Consider the following 15148-nt stretch of genomic DNA (forward strand, 5'->3'; position numbering starts at 1 on the left):
TGCCGGTATGGTTCTCAGAAGGAGAGTCTGCCTTTTGGTTTCCCATACTGGTTCGAATCGCTAACTGGTGGAATCCACTATGACCGGGAACTTGCCCGACTTGTTCTACATGATTTGGCTTAGTCCACTCACCGGGCCGTGGAACAACTTCGCCAGCTGGTTCAATCAGTTCTAGGAAAATATTATCGGCATGAGGCAGAACGCGCCCCGCGGCGCTTGCCCGGACAGCTTCATCGGCTCCGGTCCGCTGTTGCCGAACTCGGCCGAGGAGGCAAACCGGGCTGATCGCGTTCAGCGGCAACCAGGATCCGTTTGGCCATCCAGGCGCCGGAATCGTCGACATGGTTGACGTCGACCGGCCCGCAACGCGACGGCACTTCGCTCCGATACGTTCGGTTGTCGGGGCTAACTTCAACGTGTGGAGGACGCCATGAGCGAACTGGACTTTTGGGGAGTGCCGGATTGGGCGCAGCCCGGCATCTATGCGATTGCCAACGGGCTCGCGCAGATCGCTTTTTGGTGGTTCAGCATCACTTGAGCGGCTGAGCGCCGTTCTGAGGTAAATCAGGGTTCGTTTTGACCATGGACAAACGGAGACCGTTACTCGTTTGATCGTGTCTACGCGAGTGCAGTCGGGCGTTGACGATCGGTCAGTGTCGATCCGGGTTCATGGTGCGACGATGCAGACAGGTCCGATCGGGGTGTCTGGGGTCACGGTGACGGTCTCGACAGGTCCGCCGGCAGATGTCTGGTACGCCATGAGGGTGTGTTCGCCGGGCGCGGTGGGGGTCCAGAGGGAAAACGCGTGGCCGAGGATGACCGGTGAGTTGTAGTACGGGTCGATGGTGTCCCAGATCAGTTCCTGGGGGAAGAGGGTCGAGTCACGGTTGTAGTCCACGATCGACACGCTTCTTTCTGTCGGGGTGGCCGTCGTGGCCACTACGAGATACGTGCAGCCGGCTCCGTAGGAATTGTTGGGATTGTTGCTCAATCCCGGAAGCACCGTGACATCGGTGACGTCGGCCGCGGCCGACGGTGTGGACCACATCGCAGCGGCGCAACACAAGGCTGCCACCGACAAGGTGCGCCGGGCAAGTCGCGAGAGTCTCATCCCCCGAGGTCGGTGTTCGGAGCGCATCTGTTACAACCGGTCTCAACATAGTTACATCACGCCATCTTTCAATTTCCGATGCCGGTCAGCGTCTCGTGTTGTTCCTCGAACTGCCCGGTGAATCGTCGGCCGCCGTCGAGTTGGTTCGGCCGCAAGGCATTGGGATCCTCGACGCCAAGGCGGATCGACGTGAAGTCGAGCGAGCCAACGCGCTCTACCACGGCCGCCCTAGTCATGGAGCTCAAGGCCACCGTGACCTGCCAACCGATGATGCGAAACCGCCTGAGAGCCGTTCTGCGGCCCACCGGGGTCCGTTTGGCCATCGCTAAACCGGCCTCGGCAATCTCGAGAGATTCACTCGGACTGGTTCGGGGCCCCAGACTGCAACTGCCGGAGCCAACCATCGATACGCTCAGCGACCTTCTCCCATCCCGGCTCGAGAAGCATGTGGTGGGCCATGTTCGGAAAGATCTCAGCCTCGGTGCCGTAGGCGCGGGCTGTTGCTCGCACCTCCTTGAGCGAGAAGGCATGGTCCTGATCGGCGCCGAGCACGAGCATCGGTGCTGTTACCCGCTTCGGTTTCGGCAGATTGAGGGCCAGCATGTCGAGCATTGCCCGGTGACTGTCCTCCTGCAGTAGTGCAAAGTATCGCTCCACGTCGGCTTCGGGCATCTGTGCTGAAAACATATGGTCACGAGCCAGTTCCAGGGTTCCGACGAGACGATATGGGCTGAGGGTCAGCGTTTCCGCGAGTAATGCGCGTGGGTGCCGCCGCAGCGTCCTCAGCGTCGAACGCCAGATCCCACCCGAAGGAGCGGACCCAAGCAGTACACCGGCCGGAGCACTGTGTGCTTCCAAGTACTTCTGCACGACGAACCCGCCCATGGAGTGGCCGATGACAACCGGTCTCGACGAAAGCTTATCGGCGACCGCGGCCACGTCATCGACGTAATCCGCGATCGAAACCCAGCGAAGTGGCTTCGGACTGGGACTTCCGCCGTGGCCGCGCAGGCTCACCGCGAGCGCGTGGTGACCTTTGCTCGCGAAGAAGTCGAGGAAGTGCTCATTCCAACACCATGCCGCGTGCCAGGTGCCGTGCACGAAGAGCAATGATGTCGCCTGCCATGAGCATGGGACCGTCTTGACCTGATTTCTGCCACCCTCATGGGACCACTCGGATTGCCAGTCATGGGACCACCCGGCGCGTCGCGCCGAAGTCCCGTCGGATCGCTCGTTTGATCGTCGTGTCGGTATCCCCGGTCACGAAGGCGGACGGGCATGGCGTTTCGGGAGGTCAATGTGAACGAAGTCAAGGAAGTGCTCCGGATCTGGCTCGGGGTGCCCGGGTCCCGGCCGCCGGGATTGCGCACGATTGCGGCGCACTGCGGGGTGGACCGCAAAACGGCCCGGCGGTACATCGAGGCCGCCCAGGCCGCGGGGCTGCAGCGCGGCGACTGTGTCGACGCCCTCGACGATGGGCTGATCGGCGCGGTGATCGAGGCGGTGCGCCCGGCCCGCCCGAGCGGACACGGCGCCGCCTGGGACCAGCTGCTGGGGTTCGAGGACCAGATTCGGGCGTGGGTCGCGGGCGACGGGCCGCATCCACCGCTGACGATCACCAAGATCGAAACACTGCTGGCCCGTCAGGGCTGTGTGGTGCCGTATCGGACGTTGCACCGATTCGCCACCGAGCGGTGCGGTTTCGGCCGCAAGGACACCACCGTCCGCATCGTCGACGGCGATCCCGGCAGCGAATGCCAGATCGACTTCGGCTACCTGGGCTATCTGACCGACCCGGACACCGGGCGGAGCCGCAAGGTGCACGCGCTGATCTTCACCGCCGTGTACTCGCGGCACATGTTCGTGTGGCTGACGTACTCGCAGACCCTGGCGGCGGTGATCGCCGGCTGCGAAGCGGCGTGGACCTTCTTCGGTGGTGTGTTCAAGGTCCTGATCCCCGACAACCTGAGACCGGTGGTGGCCGACGCGGACGCGGTCAATCCGCGGCTGTCGCAGGGGTGGCTGGACTACGCCCAGCACACCGGGTTCGTCACGGATCCGGCCCGGATCCGATCGCCGAAAGACAAACCTAGGGTCGAAAGAGCAGTTCAATATGTACGTGGAAACTACTGGGCTGGTGAGGAATTCGCTGATCTAGCCGAGGCGCAACAGCGTGCCGAGGCGTGGTGCCGTGACACCGCGGGGATGCGGACGCACGGCACCACCGCCGCCCGCCCGCTCGAGGTGTTCGACGAGGACGAGGCACCGATGCTGCTGGCCGTTCCGCCGGTTTACGACGTGCCGATCTTCAAACAGGTGAAGGTGCACCGCGACTTTCATGCCGAGGTCGCCAGGGCGTTGTATTCGATCCCGGGACAGTGGATCGGTTCGATCCTCGAGGTGCGGGCGGACAGTGCGCTGGTGAAGTTCTACGCCCGCGGAAACCTGGTGAAGGTGCACCCGCGCCAGCCTGCCGGTGGGCGCAGCACCGACCCGGAGGATCTGCCCACCGAGAAGATCGGATACGCGATGCGAGATCTGGACCGGCTGATCACGACCTGCGCCGGGCACGGCCGCTGCGTTGGGATCTACGCCGAAAGACTGCTCGACGATCCGTTGCCCTGGATCCGGATGCGGGCGGTCTACCGGCTGCTCGGGNTGGTCCGNCGCTACGGGCCCGGCCCNGTCGAAGCGGCGTGCAGCACGGCGCTGGANCTGGATGTGGTGTCGGTGAGCAAGATCGCCTCGATGCTCGAACGCGCCACCGAGACCACCNCACCGCTGCTGCCGGCCGCCGGGTCGGCGGCACCGTCCCGGTTCACCCGCGACCCCGCCGAGTTCGCCACCGACAGGACCACCCCCGCCACCTCTGGGACCGGTGTTGCCACTGCCGGGACCGGTGTTGCCACCGAGAGGACCACCCCCGCCACCTCTGGGACCGGTGTTGCCACTGCCGGGACCGGTGTTGCCACCGAGAGGACCACCGTCGCCACTGCCGGGACCGGCGTCGCCACCGAGAGGACCGGGCATCTGACGGTGATCGCCGGGGGCAACACCGACACGAAGGAGACACGATGACCACCCCACACACACCCGCGGGGCCGGTCGATCCGATCGGCGCCGACCTGATCGCCCTTCTCAAGGCCCTCAAGCTCGGCGCCCTCAAGGACACCCTGCCCGAGCGACTGGCGCTGGCCCGCCAGCACCAACTCAGCCACGTCGCGTTCCTGGAACTGCTCCTCGCCGATGAGGTGTCCCGGCGGGAATCACGTTCGGCCACTTTGCGGTCGGCGAAGGCCGGTCTGGATCAGTCGATGCGGATCGACACCTGGAACGCTCTCGACGACCTCCGTTACGACCGATCCCTGCTCTCGGATCTGGTGTCGTTGCGGTTCGCCGAGGCCGGCCACTCGGTCCTGGTTCTGGGTCCGGTGGGGGTCGGAAAAACGCACCTGGCGACCGCCCTCGGGCACGTCGCGATCCGGCGCCGGATGACGGTGCTCTGCGCGCGGGCGGACAAGCTGTTCGCCCGGCTGCGCGCCGCCCGGCTGGACAACTCGGTCGAGGCGGAGATGCGGCGCATCGCCACCGTCGATCTCCTGGTCCTCGACGATTTTGCGCTTCGGCCCCTGGACGCGACCGAGACCAACGACTTCTACGAGTTGGTCGTGGAGCGGCATCGCCGCAAGGCGACGATCGTCTCCTCGAATAGGTCCCCTGATGAGTGGCTGTCGATGACCACCGATGCCCTGCTGGCGCAGTCGGCGATCGACCGGCTCACCTCCGCGGCGCACACCCTCGTCATCGAGGGCCCGTCCTACCGGCAACGCACCCGTCCGGGGCATGGCGCGGTTGACAGTTCAGAAGGCGAGGTCGATGCTCGATGACACCTTCGGGTGGTCCCATGCTCGTGGCAACGAGGTGGTCCCATCACCCTGGCAAGCGACAAATGATGGACCACTCCCGTTTCGAGTACCCCGTTCGATTACCTCCAGCATCGCTGACTCCTCCGCCGTTCAGAGCTGGCAGTTGCATCGTCGGTCACCAATTAGTGTGTCACCGCGCTAAGTCAGCAGGCTCCATCCAGCAAAAACCGGCTGTACCCGTTCTCAGCTTCCGAGGTTCGTTAACCCTCGGGGCCGTGCCGGCACACCCGAGAACGGCGCTCCATGGCGAACCTGTAGCTGGTGATTCCGCTCCGGCCACTTTCGCTATGGATGTTGGGATGACAATTCCGGTGAACGTGCAGAAGCCGACGACGGCGGAGGCTCCCGGACGAGGCCTGCCGTTGGCTGTGATCGCGGAGCCTTTCTGCGGTCCCGGCGCGGCCAGCAGCCCTGCCCGGGGATTGCGGCCGGTCGCCGACGGCGGCGTGGTCGCGGCGGATCCCGGACAGGGCGGCGCGCACGATCTCGTGCCCGGTCGGCGACTCATGCCCGGCGCGTAGACCCGGATCCCGTCCAGTCCGATGGTGTCGGCGGCGTCGACCAGGTAGGCGGCCACCGTGGCCTCGTGTGCCGGCAACGGACCATGACCGTGGGCGGCGCACCAGTTCGTGAACCGCCGCCACGCCGAGGCGTAGGTGCGGCAGGTGCCCTCGGACCAGGACTCGCCCATTGACCGCCCGATCCGCGCCGCCACCGCCTCCGACAGGTCCGGAAAACACCGCCGCAGCGTTGCCGGTAACAGCAGCCGCGGGCAGCTCGCGGGGACGGAGGCCCTGGTCGATCGTTATGCCGAGCATGTTATCGACACCCCCTGACACTGATTTGACGCAAGAAACGCGCTGAGGTGTGGTTTCCGGGGAGACGGTGCGGGAAGGGGAAGGTCAGCTTGGGTAATAGCTCAAGCCTCCCGACCTGGCCAACACAGGCTTCCTGAGCCATGCGCGGCTTCTTCCTGTGCCGCCGATGAGCGCTGGGCGTCGATTGGCAGGCGAGCATTGAACTATGGCCTGAGACGGCGAGTCACACGGTGGGTGGGGAATCGGTGTTTGGGATGTCAGCCACCGCCCGGCGGTGGATCCGTGGACCGAAAGGCCTCTCTTATGACCGCCCCCTCCCTGCGCGTGTCTCCGCTGCGCACCGTGACCGCCGCGGCAGCTGCCGCGGCGGTACTGCTGGTCGGCGCCGTGCTCTCGGCGCGGACCGCCCACGCGAATCCGCGTGTGGTCACCATTGTCACCGGATCTGGTCCGACCTCCACCGTCAACGTGCGCGAGGGGACCGGGACCAATACCCGAATCCTGCGCACCCTCCCGGACGGTGCCCGGGTCACCATCGTCTGCCACGTCCGGGGACAGGTATTCACCGGTGGGCCCTACCGGGTAAGCACCAACATCTGGAACCGACTCGACAACGGCGGATACATCACCGACGCGATGCTCGAGACCGGGTCGAACAACCCTGTCGTCCCCCCGTGCAACTCCGCGCCGGCCTCGGGACGGGCGATGGGCCAGACTCGCAATAGCAACACCGGGGTCTCGGGGCAGTGCACGTGGGGTGCGTATCAGAAGTGGTTCGAAGCGTCCGGGCGTCGGTATTACCCGGCTCTGTCCGGCAATGCGAGGGACTGGGCCACCTCTGCCCGGGCCGCCGGCTGGTCAGTGGTCGCCGATGCCCAGACCCGCTCGATCGTAGTGTTCCAGCCTGGGGTGCACTACGCCGATCAGAACTTCGGGCACGTCGGGTGGGTGGACCGGGTCGAACGTCGCGGCGACGGTGTGTACGTGACGATCACGGAGATGAATTACGGCGGTCGCGTGGGGCAGTGGAACACTCGCACCGTCAAGGACATCCCCGGCATGTCCTACATCCTGCTGCCGTAGGCGCTGGAGAGTCGGTGGTTCCACCACAGTCGGCGGAACCACCGCTGTCCGGCCCGGGCTCGCTTCTGCAACGGCGGGCACGGATCAGCGTTTTGAGGACTCCGGACGGGGAATACTGCAGTCGCGCACGTGACCCGGGCCTTTTACAGAGCAATCGCTGTGGCCGACAACCGAGAAATACAAATCGACCTTCGGTCGCGGTGCCCTGACGAAGACTGACCGCGGGCAGCCTCACCGCCGGGCCCGCAAATCGAAATTCCCACTCGTAGGTTCTCGGCGAACGTGTCGACGTCGTCGCGCTCGATGACCGAGACGACGACGAACTGCCGGGCTTTGACTGCGATCAGTATCTCCGCTGCCACACCTTGCGCGCATCGGCCACGCTTCGCCAGTGCCGCGGACGGAACTTTGCGTCGTATCGAGCCCGGCACCCGGTGGTGGGGATTCGGTACCGAGGGTGTCCCCTGCATCTGCCCATCGAGAGGCTCTCATGCCAACTTTCGTCGCTACCTCCGTCCGTCTACTCATCAAATTCTGCGGCGTGGTGTGCGCTCTCCGCCTCAAAAGACAGATCGCCCTGCCGTCCCGGATCGATCACCCCGGCGACATAGCGAGCCCTTGCGATACGACCGCGGTGCACTTGTTGGACCTGGAGAACCTTGTCGGCGGGTACCTCACACCGGCCACTATCGCCCGGGCCTGGAACGAATACCAGCAGACGGTAGGGATCAGCGCCACCGACCGAGTAGTAGTCGCCGTAGCCTGCCGCCATCGTCACACGATAAGTAGCACACTGCCGTCGGCGGTCGAGATCGTTCTCGGCGACAACGGACCGGACGGCGCCGATCGGGCATTGCTGGCTGCCCTTGACATCGACACGGTCGACCCAGAATCCACGCGGGTGTTAATCGGATCTTGTGACCATATCTTCGCCCCGCTTGCTGCCGCGCTGCGGCTCCGCGGGGTGAACGTCGCTCAGGTGATCGGCATCGGTACCAGCTCTACAGCGCTGTATCGGGCGTGCCCACGCCAGTATTACCTTCCCACCCGCCTGCACACTCCGATGCCGCGCTCGACATGCACAGGCTAATGACAATGCCCTCGATGGATTTCGCCACACCTGGGTACGCACCAAACTCGGCTGCAGCGATTCACGCGCGGCATTCCACCCGCCGCCTCCCTTTCCCGGGAAACTGGGCTGAATTCACACCCGTGGGGTCGCGGCGCGCAACGGTGCAGAAAGGGACGCGATCCGCACCGTGAACGACTAGAGCGTGTCTGCTTAATTGGGGATTGATGCGTGATGCTGGGTAGGTGTTGCGCGCCAATGAGATCTCCGATGACCTGTGGACCGTGATCGAGCCCGTCCTACCCGCATCGGCGGGCCGGCGCGGACGTCCGTGGAACGACCATCGATTGACCTTGGAAGGAATCGTCTGGCGATTTCGCACCGGATCACCGTGGCGCGATCTGCCCGACCACTTCGGTCCGTGGCAGTCGATCTGGGAACGCCATCGCCGCTGGTCAGACGACGGCACCTACGTGCGGATGTTCGCGGCCGTCCGGGCGGCGGCCCCCGAACGAGAGGAACAGCTCCAACGCCTGCTGTCGATCGATTCGACCGTTGTCCGTGCCCACCAGCACTCCGCCGGCGCCCTGACCGATGCCCACACAGGGGGCTCGGTCGAATGACAAGAATCTGGCCAACGAACCCGCAGACCACGCACTCGGCCGCTCCCGCGGTGGGCTGAGCACCAAGATCCACGCCCTGACCGACACGTTCTGCTGTCCGCTGACGCTGCTGCTCTCGCCGGGACAGGCAGGCGACAACCCCTACCTGGCGCCGCTGCTCGACGCGCACCGCGCCCAGGACGCCGAAGCGTTCCGGCTGCTGGCGGACAAGGCGTACTCGCACCCGAGCACCCGAAAGCATCTGCGGGAACGCAGAATTTCGCACACCATCCCCGAGCGGAAGGACCAGATCCGACGCCGCAAGGCCAAGGGGCCGGATGGGGGTCGACCGCCGGCATTCGACGAAGACCTCTACCGCGAGCGCAACACCGTCGAGCGTGGTTTCGGGCGCCTCAAGCAGTGGCGCGGCATCGCCACGCGCTACGACAAGTACGCCACCACCTTCCTCGGTGGCGTACTCCTCGGTGCGCTTGTAATTCATCACCGTGTCCGCAAATAGCAGACACGCTCTAGACCCATAGTGAGTAGGTCGAATTACACCAGGCCGCCACCGCCCTCGCCCCTCACGGGACACAGCAAGGTCAGCAGCCTTCATCCGCATCACATGGGCGGCGACGATGGGCCGACTCTTGAGCGCCGCGACGGGAACACCTCGTTTCTCGACGAATGGGTGTCCCCGGGCGTGAGGCAGACCGGCACCAAGAGCAGACCAACCCTGCCCGATCACAACCGGCGATCTCGTAGCGCTCCCCGCCCGGGGAGCAATCCCGGCCGACCGGACAACCGATACAACCACGTCCGCGGGTGGGGGAACGGTTGTCCAGTCGGAACCGCGATGCCGATGCGGTCCGATTCGTGAACTGCACTCGCCGAGGAAAACCCACCATGCCGCTCGCCGACGGAAGACCCGGTATCGCCGCCCAAGAAGGGACGGTTCAGCACTTTCAGGGGCTCCCCGGTGATCAATGATCTGCGCACCTTGTCCGTGAGATTGCCCAAACTGACCCACTCCGCACTTCGACCTCGCTGTCACGGTGTCCGCGGAAACGAGTACTGAGTCGGGCAGCGTCCTGCTGTGGGATTGACCAATCGCCAGCCTCGTGACTTCGAGATCCTGCTCGACGCTGGTGATTACGCCGAAACCTTACCGAAACCGTCGCCCTGATCGAGGGCAGATGACTCACGATCAAGCCGAACTCGCACCGAATCCCTCGTCGTCCTGGGTGGGGGTTCGGTACTGCAGACAGCAGTAAACGACCACCATCCGCCGTGGTGCCCGCACAACCCGCCCCGCCAACGAAAGGCTCCTCATGATCACCGCCCGCCCCGTACACGCCCTCGCGTGTGCCGCCGCCGCTGCTGCCGTGCTGCTCTCCGGCTGCAGTTCCGAGTCGACCGGACAACCCGGATCCACGCCGGCTACCACGATTTCCGGATTGTCGGGTACCGACCCTGCTACCTGCGCACACTTCGCGGCGCAACCGATCGCCGCGGACGCCCCGCTTGCGACCGTCATCGTCGACCGCACCGGTTCCGTACGGGATCTGGAACTGTCTCCGGATTTGGCTCCGGTCTTGGCGCAGATCCAAAGCACAGGTGCGGTGATGCAGACCATCGGCGTCAACGGAAGCGGTGTCCCGCCCACCGTGGGGAAGCCGATCTCCTTGGATCCGGCACCCGGCAAAACCAGTCGCACGGCCGACCAGCACCGGCAGGCGGCCCTCGGCTGCGTCCGAGATTGGTTGCACACCCCGGACACCCTGCCGGTGGGTGACAACACGGACCTTCTGGCCGCGATGTCCGGGGCCGCACGGCAAGCCCCGAGCCAGATAGTGGTGATTTCCGACGGCATCAACACCACTGCGGAGTTGAACCTGTTCACCGCTCCGGTTGATCCGGTTGCCACCGCGGACCAGGTCCGTCGTGGCGGAACCTGGACGTTGCCGGCGGGGGTGCCGGTGCACTGGTTCCATCTCGCCGAAACCTCTCCGCCGCTCCCGGAAACTGACCGCACAGCCGTCACCGGCTTCTGGACGGCTCTCCTCGGTGCGGATCTTCATCTCCACACCCGCACCGGCACCACCGCACCCACCGGGGGCTAGGAGCCCACGGGCTTGCGGCGCCGGGTCCACTCGGGATTCGGGACCCGGCGCCCTCCCACCGGGTGGTTTCACTCCACCCACCTCAACGCCGTAGGCAAGCCTTCTCGAAGATAGGACATCGTCATGCCTGGTTGGAAGACCAATGCCGCCGTCGTCGTCGGGACCGCCGGACTCGTATTCGGCGCCCTCGGCGCCCTCGGCCCGGATCAGCCCACCGAGGACGAGCGCAACCGCACCCGTGTCGAGCAACAGATCGGGGATCTCTCCGATGCGGACGAGGCCAGCAAAGATCGGATGCGCGAGTCCGGGATCGATGGACTCGATATGGAGAACCGGGAGACCCTCCGCCCTGGTGAGCGGCTCCCCCGTCTCCGGATTCGGTTGCCATGAGTTTGTTTAGGCCTCCTCCACGGCGTGGGGACTGGGTGACCGCTACCGACACCATCCCGATGTCTCTGACCGAGCATTTGTTCCCGGGTTCCGGGATCCAGCCAGGCACGCGCGGGGTTGTCGTCGACGGCCCTCACGGGTGGCTGCATCAGTCGGTGACAGTGCGCTTCGATACAGGGTTCGGGGACCTGCGTGAGGTGGACGCCCCGCTGGGCAAGATTCGTCTCAAACGCCGCGATGGCGGCCTCGACCGGTTCACCGAACGCGCCCGGTGGGTGGGGCTGTGCCGACTCGGTGTCGCGGCCGCCCTGCTCCTTCCGGTTCTGTATTTCGTGGTCGTCTACCTCTGGACCTTTCACACCATCGATGGTCTGCTTCCTGCCCTGGTGGTGGCCGCCCTCGACAGCGCAGCATCGATGGTCGATCTCGTCCTCACACGGCCGCTGCAGGCGGCGGTGTTCTTATCGGTCAGCTGGTGGTTGGGACGATTCGCCTTCCGCTAGAACCCACATCCCCCATCTCGGCGAAAGTCTTCCGTGCGGATATCCGATGACACGTCGGGTGGGGGAACGGTGTCGTCGATGTCACGGCCACTCAATGGGGCCATCCAGTTCGTCGAAAGGGATGTCATGTTTCCAGTCTTCGGCCGCCGTCGAGCGTCCTCGATCGCCGGGGGAGGTCGCGTAAGCGCGGCCCTGTCCTCGACGCTCAAAGCCCACACGCCCGGCACCACCGACACCCGGTCACCGGCCGAGTGGATCGCCGATGTCCTTGCCCGCACGACGGGGGTGGGTATCGAGCGGTCCGCTCACCGGAAGGTCCAGCGCAGACGCAACCGACTCACCCGGGCGGTCGGTGCCTATCACCGACGCGCCGCCGCTCACGAACGGTTCACCGCCAATGCTCAGGCGGCGGAGCGGGATTTGCGGGAACGGACCCACCACGAACATCGCACCGCGGACCTGGCGCACCGCGTCAACTCCGCGATCCCACTCATCAGCGGGCCGTTCTTGATTCTGCTCGAGTCGATCGTGCTGGTCGCCGAGCTCGCCTTCTATTACTACATGTTCTCCGCTGACCTACAGGCCGACGCCAGCTTGCTGGAGCGGACGATGGTCGTGGTGTTGTCGATGTTGGTTCCGATCGCCGGCATCGCCGCCGCCCGTTGGTTCGCGGCGTCGGTGTGCACGGTCCGCGGTGTGCATTCCGGTGCAATCGGCGGCCGCGGCGCTCTCGCGTACGTAGCATTGCTCTGCGCGACGGCTCTCCTGGCGGTCGTGGGTGTCGCTACCTTCAAGCTCGTCGTCTGGCGCTACGACGGACAGGGACAGATTCCGGGTCTGGTGGTAGCGCACCCACCGGCGCAGGTCATGGCGACGGTTTTCGTCACGGCGCTGCTGCTCGACGCGGGTCTGCGTGCCTTCGCTGCCCCCTTCGCCGCACCCTCGGATGCCGCGCTGGCCCGGCGAATCCGATCCGATCGGCGTCAGCACGCCCGATTGGTCGACGCGCAGACCAAGGCTCTCACCAACTGGATCACCGCATGGGATGCACTGCAGACCACACTGCACACGCTCATGGACGACATGGAGAGCGCACTGTCCGCCGCAGACACTCACGTGCTTGCTGCCCGTGCCGGGGCCACTGGTGATGCGAACATCACGATGATCAATCCGGCACCCAGTGGCGGCCGTGGCGGGATTCGGATTGCCCCGCGCTTGGATCTGCCGCACATCGACATTCCGCTCCGAATTCTCGATGCCGCGTTCGCGCAGCTGCAGGCAAATACCCCACCGATGCACGGCGCGCCCGTCGCGCCCGTGTCATTACTGTCTCACCGCCACGAGACGGGCCATCACAAGCCGATCGACCCGTTCGATGAGGACACCGACACGCACGTCGCGTGAGCTGAACCTCCCTTGCCGGGTGGCTGGCGCCTCGGCCAGCCACCCGGCAAGGGGAACCTATTCCGCTACGACCGCTCGGGTGGGGAATCGGTGTAGGTGGCAGAACACACCGGCGTCAGGAGACCGACATGGATCACGAACGCTTCACCCACCAGCTACACAGGACCCTCATCACCTACGATCGCGGTGCCCTGAGCACGGTGGCGACCTACGCCAACGTCACTGAACTCATCCGCGGCCGAGACGACTACTTTCCCGGCCGCCCGTGCCAGCAGTTCGCCGATACCTTGTACACCGTTCTCGAGTCGATTCCCGAGAACATGGCGAGGGCCGCGGCGTTTCCGCTCCTTCTCGAAGCGCTGGCAGCGAGCGAACCGAACAGCTCCGACGGAACCGAGGAAGCCCATGCCCGGCGGGTAGCCGTCACCGAGACCGCACTGCTCGAGCTTCTCCTCGGCGACGGCGTACTCATGGCGACACTGGCCGGCCTCTTTCCCCCCGACCGGTATCCGTTCCCCGGCACGCTCATCGCTCGGATACTGCGTCTGTCCTCCCCCGGTTCCGATTGACCCGATGGGTTGGGCAGCATCCTGCGCTATCTGGGACAGCCCCGGCCGTTCCCATCGCTCTGGTCCTCGAACTCCAATCACCGGAAAGGGAAACACTATGAGTTCCTCATCGTTACGGGCACCGGGTTCGCTCCGGCGGACCGGAGTCCTCCGTACCGCCGCATCGGAGAACCTGCGGCGTTGGCCGTGGCTGCTTCTGGTGGCGCTGCTCGCGGTGGTCTGTGCAGTTCCCTTGTGGAAGGCGATGACCGCACCGGCATCCCTGGACGACGTCGCCTTGGTCGGTGACCGCGGCCCCGGATGTGTGCGGGTGGTCGTCGCCAATGACCAGTCCGGATCGATGAGCGCCTTCGCTCTCCCGCGCGAACAGGCCTTGGCACAGTTCGTGAACTGGGCCCCGGACAATCTCCGGCCCGACGACGAGCTCGCCGTCTTCGCCTTCGCAGACCACGTCCAGACCGTGCTGGAACCGGTCTCAGTGACCTCGCGGCCGACCATCGGATCGTTGAACATCGACGGTGGGGATACCTTGTTCGCGCCGGTGATCTCAGCGGCCGCACACCTTCCTCCCACCCCCTGCCGCACCGCAGTCGTGCTCTTGTCGGACGGGTTGATGTCAGATCTGACCGGCGATCCCGACGCGGGCCGAGCCCAGGTGCGAGCAGCCGGGATCAGCGACCTGTTCCTGCTTGTCCCCGGCGATGACATCGATGTGGCCCCCGAGTGGGCCCAGACGTACCCCTACGCGGGACCGATGCGGTTTGACGGCACCGATCCGCAGGAAACCGGCCTGGTTTTCGGGCGTGTCCTCGCCACGGTGACCGGGCAAACCCTGGAAAAGCATCAATAACAACGGTTCTGATCCCGCCGGCCGGTGGGGGAACGGTGAACCCAGTGAACGCCGTTACCGCCCACCGGTCACAACCAGAGGAGAGTCCGATGACCACCGCCCCCATTTCTGCTGTTCACCGTCGCATTCCGCGTACGGGCAGGCATCGCAGCGTCCGTCCCCGCACCCTGCACCTGATCGACCTGGAAAACCTCGTCGACGGGCAGGTCACCACGCAGACGTGCACGGCGGCGTGGGAAGAATACCGACGCTGCCTCGATGTCCGCTGGGACGATCACGTCCTGGTCGCTGTGTCGGAGAAGAACGCGCTGACTGCATTCCTCGCACTGCCCGGTACGGTCCAGAAGGTCGTCGGCCACAATCGCCCCGACGGCGCCGACCATGCGCTAGTCGACGCGGTTCCTCTCGGGTGGGCGCAGGCCCGGTTCCAGCAGGTGGTGATCGCCTCGGGCGATCACTTCTTCACCTCCCTCGCCGAGAATCTGACCACGGCAGGGATGCTGGTCGTGCAGGCAATCGGCGGGGGGTGGACCTCTGCGGAGTTGTACCGGGCCTGCCCGAGTCAGTACTACCTGACCGACCTGCAGCGTCGCTTCCACAAGGGGTTGTCCCCGGTCCCCACTCGATAGACAGTCTCGCGGCGCTGGCGGGGCGGTCTGTAATAGACCGCCCCGCCAGGCCAGACAGTGGTATGTACTCA

The 15148-nt window shown here is 65.3% G+C and carries 15 protein-coding genes and 1 pseudogene; 13 read left to right on the forward strand and 3 right to left on the reverse strand.

The annotated features are described in order from the left end of the window. Positions 1-667: 667 nt before the first annotated feature. The 3 genes from CA951_RS02655 to CA951_RS02665 all read right to left on the reverse strand — a co-directional run bounded on the left by CA951_RS02655 (position 668) and on the right by CA951_RS02665 (position 2212). A complete protein-coding gene (locus tag CA951_RS02655) occupies positions 668-1048 on the reverse strand; it encodes a hypothetical protein (protein WP_256973236.1) in 381 nt (126 codons plus the stop codon). A gap of 131 nt (positions 1049-1179) precedes the next feature. After that, entirely contained in the window at positions 1180-1434 is a 255-nt protein-coding gene (locus tag CA951_RS02660; RefSeq protein WP_087555391.1) for a hypothetical protein, read from the reverse strand. A 31-nt stretch (positions 1435-1465) separates the two neighbouring features. Next, on the reverse strand, positions 1466-2212 hold the full coding sequence (locus CA951_RS02665; protein ID WP_306300841.1) for an alpha/beta hydrolase: 747 nt from the start codon (positions 2210-2212) through the stop codon (positions 1466-1468). A gap of 177 nt (positions 2213-2389) precedes the next feature. On the opposite strand from CA951_RS02665, the gene istA reads away from it, so the two are divergent. From istA to CA951_RS02735, 13 genes and pseudogenes are all read left to right on the forward strand, one after another. After that, the gene (gene istA, locus CA951_RS02670; RefSeq protein ID WP_087555393.1) at positions 2390-4189 is read left to right on the forward strand and encodes an IS21 family transposase; all 1800 of its coding nucleotides are present in this window, start codon (positions 2390-2392) and stop codon (positions 4187-4189) included. Beyond that, positions 4186-4998, forward strand: coding sequence for an ATP-binding protein (locus CA951_RS02675; RefSeq protein ID WP_087555394.1), 813 nt, complete (start codon positions 4186-4188; stop codon positions 4996-4998). The genes istA and CA951_RS02675 overlap by 4 nt, the downstream gene beginning before the upstream one ends. Positions 4999-5336: 338 nt before the next feature. Then, positions 5337-5558 carry a hypothetical protein gene (locus tag CA951_RS44880; RefSeq protein WP_179220089.1) on the forward strand — a complete coding sequence of 74 codons (222 nt, stop codon included), beginning with the start codon at positions 5337-5339 and terminating at the stop codon, positions 5556-5558. A gap of 600 nt (positions 5559-6158) precedes the next feature. Then, entirely contained in the window at positions 6159-6938 is a 780-nt protein-coding gene (locus CA951_RS02685) for a CHAP domain-containing protein (RefSeq protein ID WP_087555395.1), read from the forward strand. A 490-nt stretch (positions 6939-7428) separates the two neighbouring features. After that, entirely contained in the window at positions 7429-8028 is a 600-nt protein-coding gene (locus tag CA951_RS02695) for an NYN domain-containing protein (RefSeq protein WP_087555397.1), read from the forward strand. A 224-nt stretch (positions 8029-8252) separates the two neighbouring features. Then, positions 8253-9129: pseudogene (locus tag CA951_RS02700) on the forward strand (IS5 family transposase). 811 nt (positions 9130-9940) lie between these two features. Next, positions 9941-10732 (forward strand): hypothetical protein, encoded by a 792-nt coding sequence (locus CA951_RS02705; protein WP_087555398.1) that lies wholly within the window; start codon positions 9941-9943, stop codon positions 10730-10732. A gap of 123 nt (positions 10733-10855) precedes the next feature. Then, positions 10856-11122 (forward strand): hypothetical protein, encoded by a 267-nt coding sequence (locus CA951_RS02710; protein ID WP_087555399.1) that lies wholly within the window; start codon positions 10856-10858, stop codon positions 11120-11122. Between the two features lie 155 nt (positions 11123-11277). Then, a complete protein-coding gene (locus tag CA951_RS02715) occupies positions 11278-11625 on the forward strand; it encodes a hypothetical protein (protein WP_179220090.1) in 348 nt (115 codons plus the stop codon). A gap of 126 nt (positions 11626-11751) precedes the next feature. Continuing rightward, entirely contained in the window at positions 11752-13029 is a 1278-nt protein-coding gene (locus tag CA951_RS02720; RefSeq protein ID WP_087555401.1) for a hypothetical protein, read from the forward strand. A 128-nt stretch (positions 13030-13157) separates the two neighbouring features. Next, positions 13158-13598, forward strand: a complete 441-nt coding sequence (locus CA951_RS02725) for a hypothetical protein (protein ID WP_087555402.1) — start codon at positions 13158-13160, stop codon at positions 13596-13598. Between the two features lie 97 nt (positions 13599-13695). Next, positions 13696-14448 carry a hypothetical protein gene (locus CA951_RS02730; RefSeq protein ID WP_143542975.1) on the forward strand — a complete coding sequence of 251 codons (753 nt, stop codon included), beginning with the start codon at positions 13696-13698 and terminating at the stop codon, positions 14446-14448. An 89-nt stretch (positions 14449-14537) separates the two neighbouring features. After that, positions 14538-15077, forward strand: coding sequence for an NYN domain-containing protein (locus CA951_RS02735; protein ID WP_087555404.1), 540 nt, complete (start codon positions 14538-14540; stop codon positions 15075-15077). Positions 15078-15148 lie beyond the last annotated feature (71 nt).

Origin of the sequence: Rhodococcus sp. NCIMB 12038, from assembly GCF_002165735.1 — a bacterium.
Classification (GTDB): Bacteria; Actinomycetota; Actinomycetes; order Mycobacteriales; family Mycobacteriaceae; genus Rhodococcus_F.

Bases quoted from the DNA above. Each gene is read 5' to 3' on its own strand.
- CA951_RS02655 (WP_256973236.1), bottom strand. From the start codon at position 1,048: ATGTGGTCCACACCGTCGGCCGCGGCCGACGTCACCGATGTCACGGTG.
- CA951_RS02660 (WP_087555391.1), bottom strand. From the start codon at position 1,434: ATGGCCAAACGGACCCCGGTGGGCCGCAGAACGGCTCTCAGGCGGTTT.
- CA951_RS02675 (WP_087555394.1), top strand. From the start codon at position 4,186: ATGACCACCCCACACACACCCGCGGGGCCGGTCGATCCGATCGGCGCC.
- CA951_RS44880 (WP_179220089.1), top strand. From the start codon at position 5,337: ATGACAATTCCGGTGAACGTGCAGAAGCCGACGACGGCGGAGGCTCCC.
- CA951_RS02685 (WP_087555395.1), top strand. From the start codon at position 6,159: ATGACCGCCCCCTCCCTGCGCGTGTCTCCGCTGCGCACCGTGACCGCC.
- CA951_RS02695 (WP_087555397.1), top strand. From the start codon at position 7,429: ATGCCAACTTTCGTCGCTACCTCCGTCCGTCTACTCATCAAATTCTGC.
- CA951_RS02705 (WP_087555398.1), top strand. From the start codon at position 9,941: ATGATCACCGCCCGCCCCGTACACGCCCTCGCGTGTGCCGCCGCCGCT.
- CA951_RS02710 (WP_087555399.1), top strand. From the start codon at position 10,856: ATGCCTGGTTGGAAGACCAATGCCGCCGTCGTCGTCGGGACCGCCGGA.
- CA951_RS02720 (WP_087555401.1), top strand. From the start codon at position 11,752: ATGTTTCCAGTCTTCGGCCGCCGTCGAGCGTCCTCGATCGCCGGGGGA.
- CA951_RS02725 (WP_087555402.1), top strand. From the start codon at position 13,158: ATGGATCACGAACGCTTCACCCACCAGCTACACAGGACCCTCATCACC.
- CA951_RS02730 (WP_143542975.1), top strand. From the start codon at position 13,696: ATGAGTTCCTCATCGTTACGGGCACCGGGTTCGCTCCGGCGGACCGGA.
- CA951_RS02735 (WP_087555404.1), top strand. From the start codon at position 14,538: ATGACCACCGCCCCCATTTCTGCTGTTCACCGTCGCATTCCGCGTACG.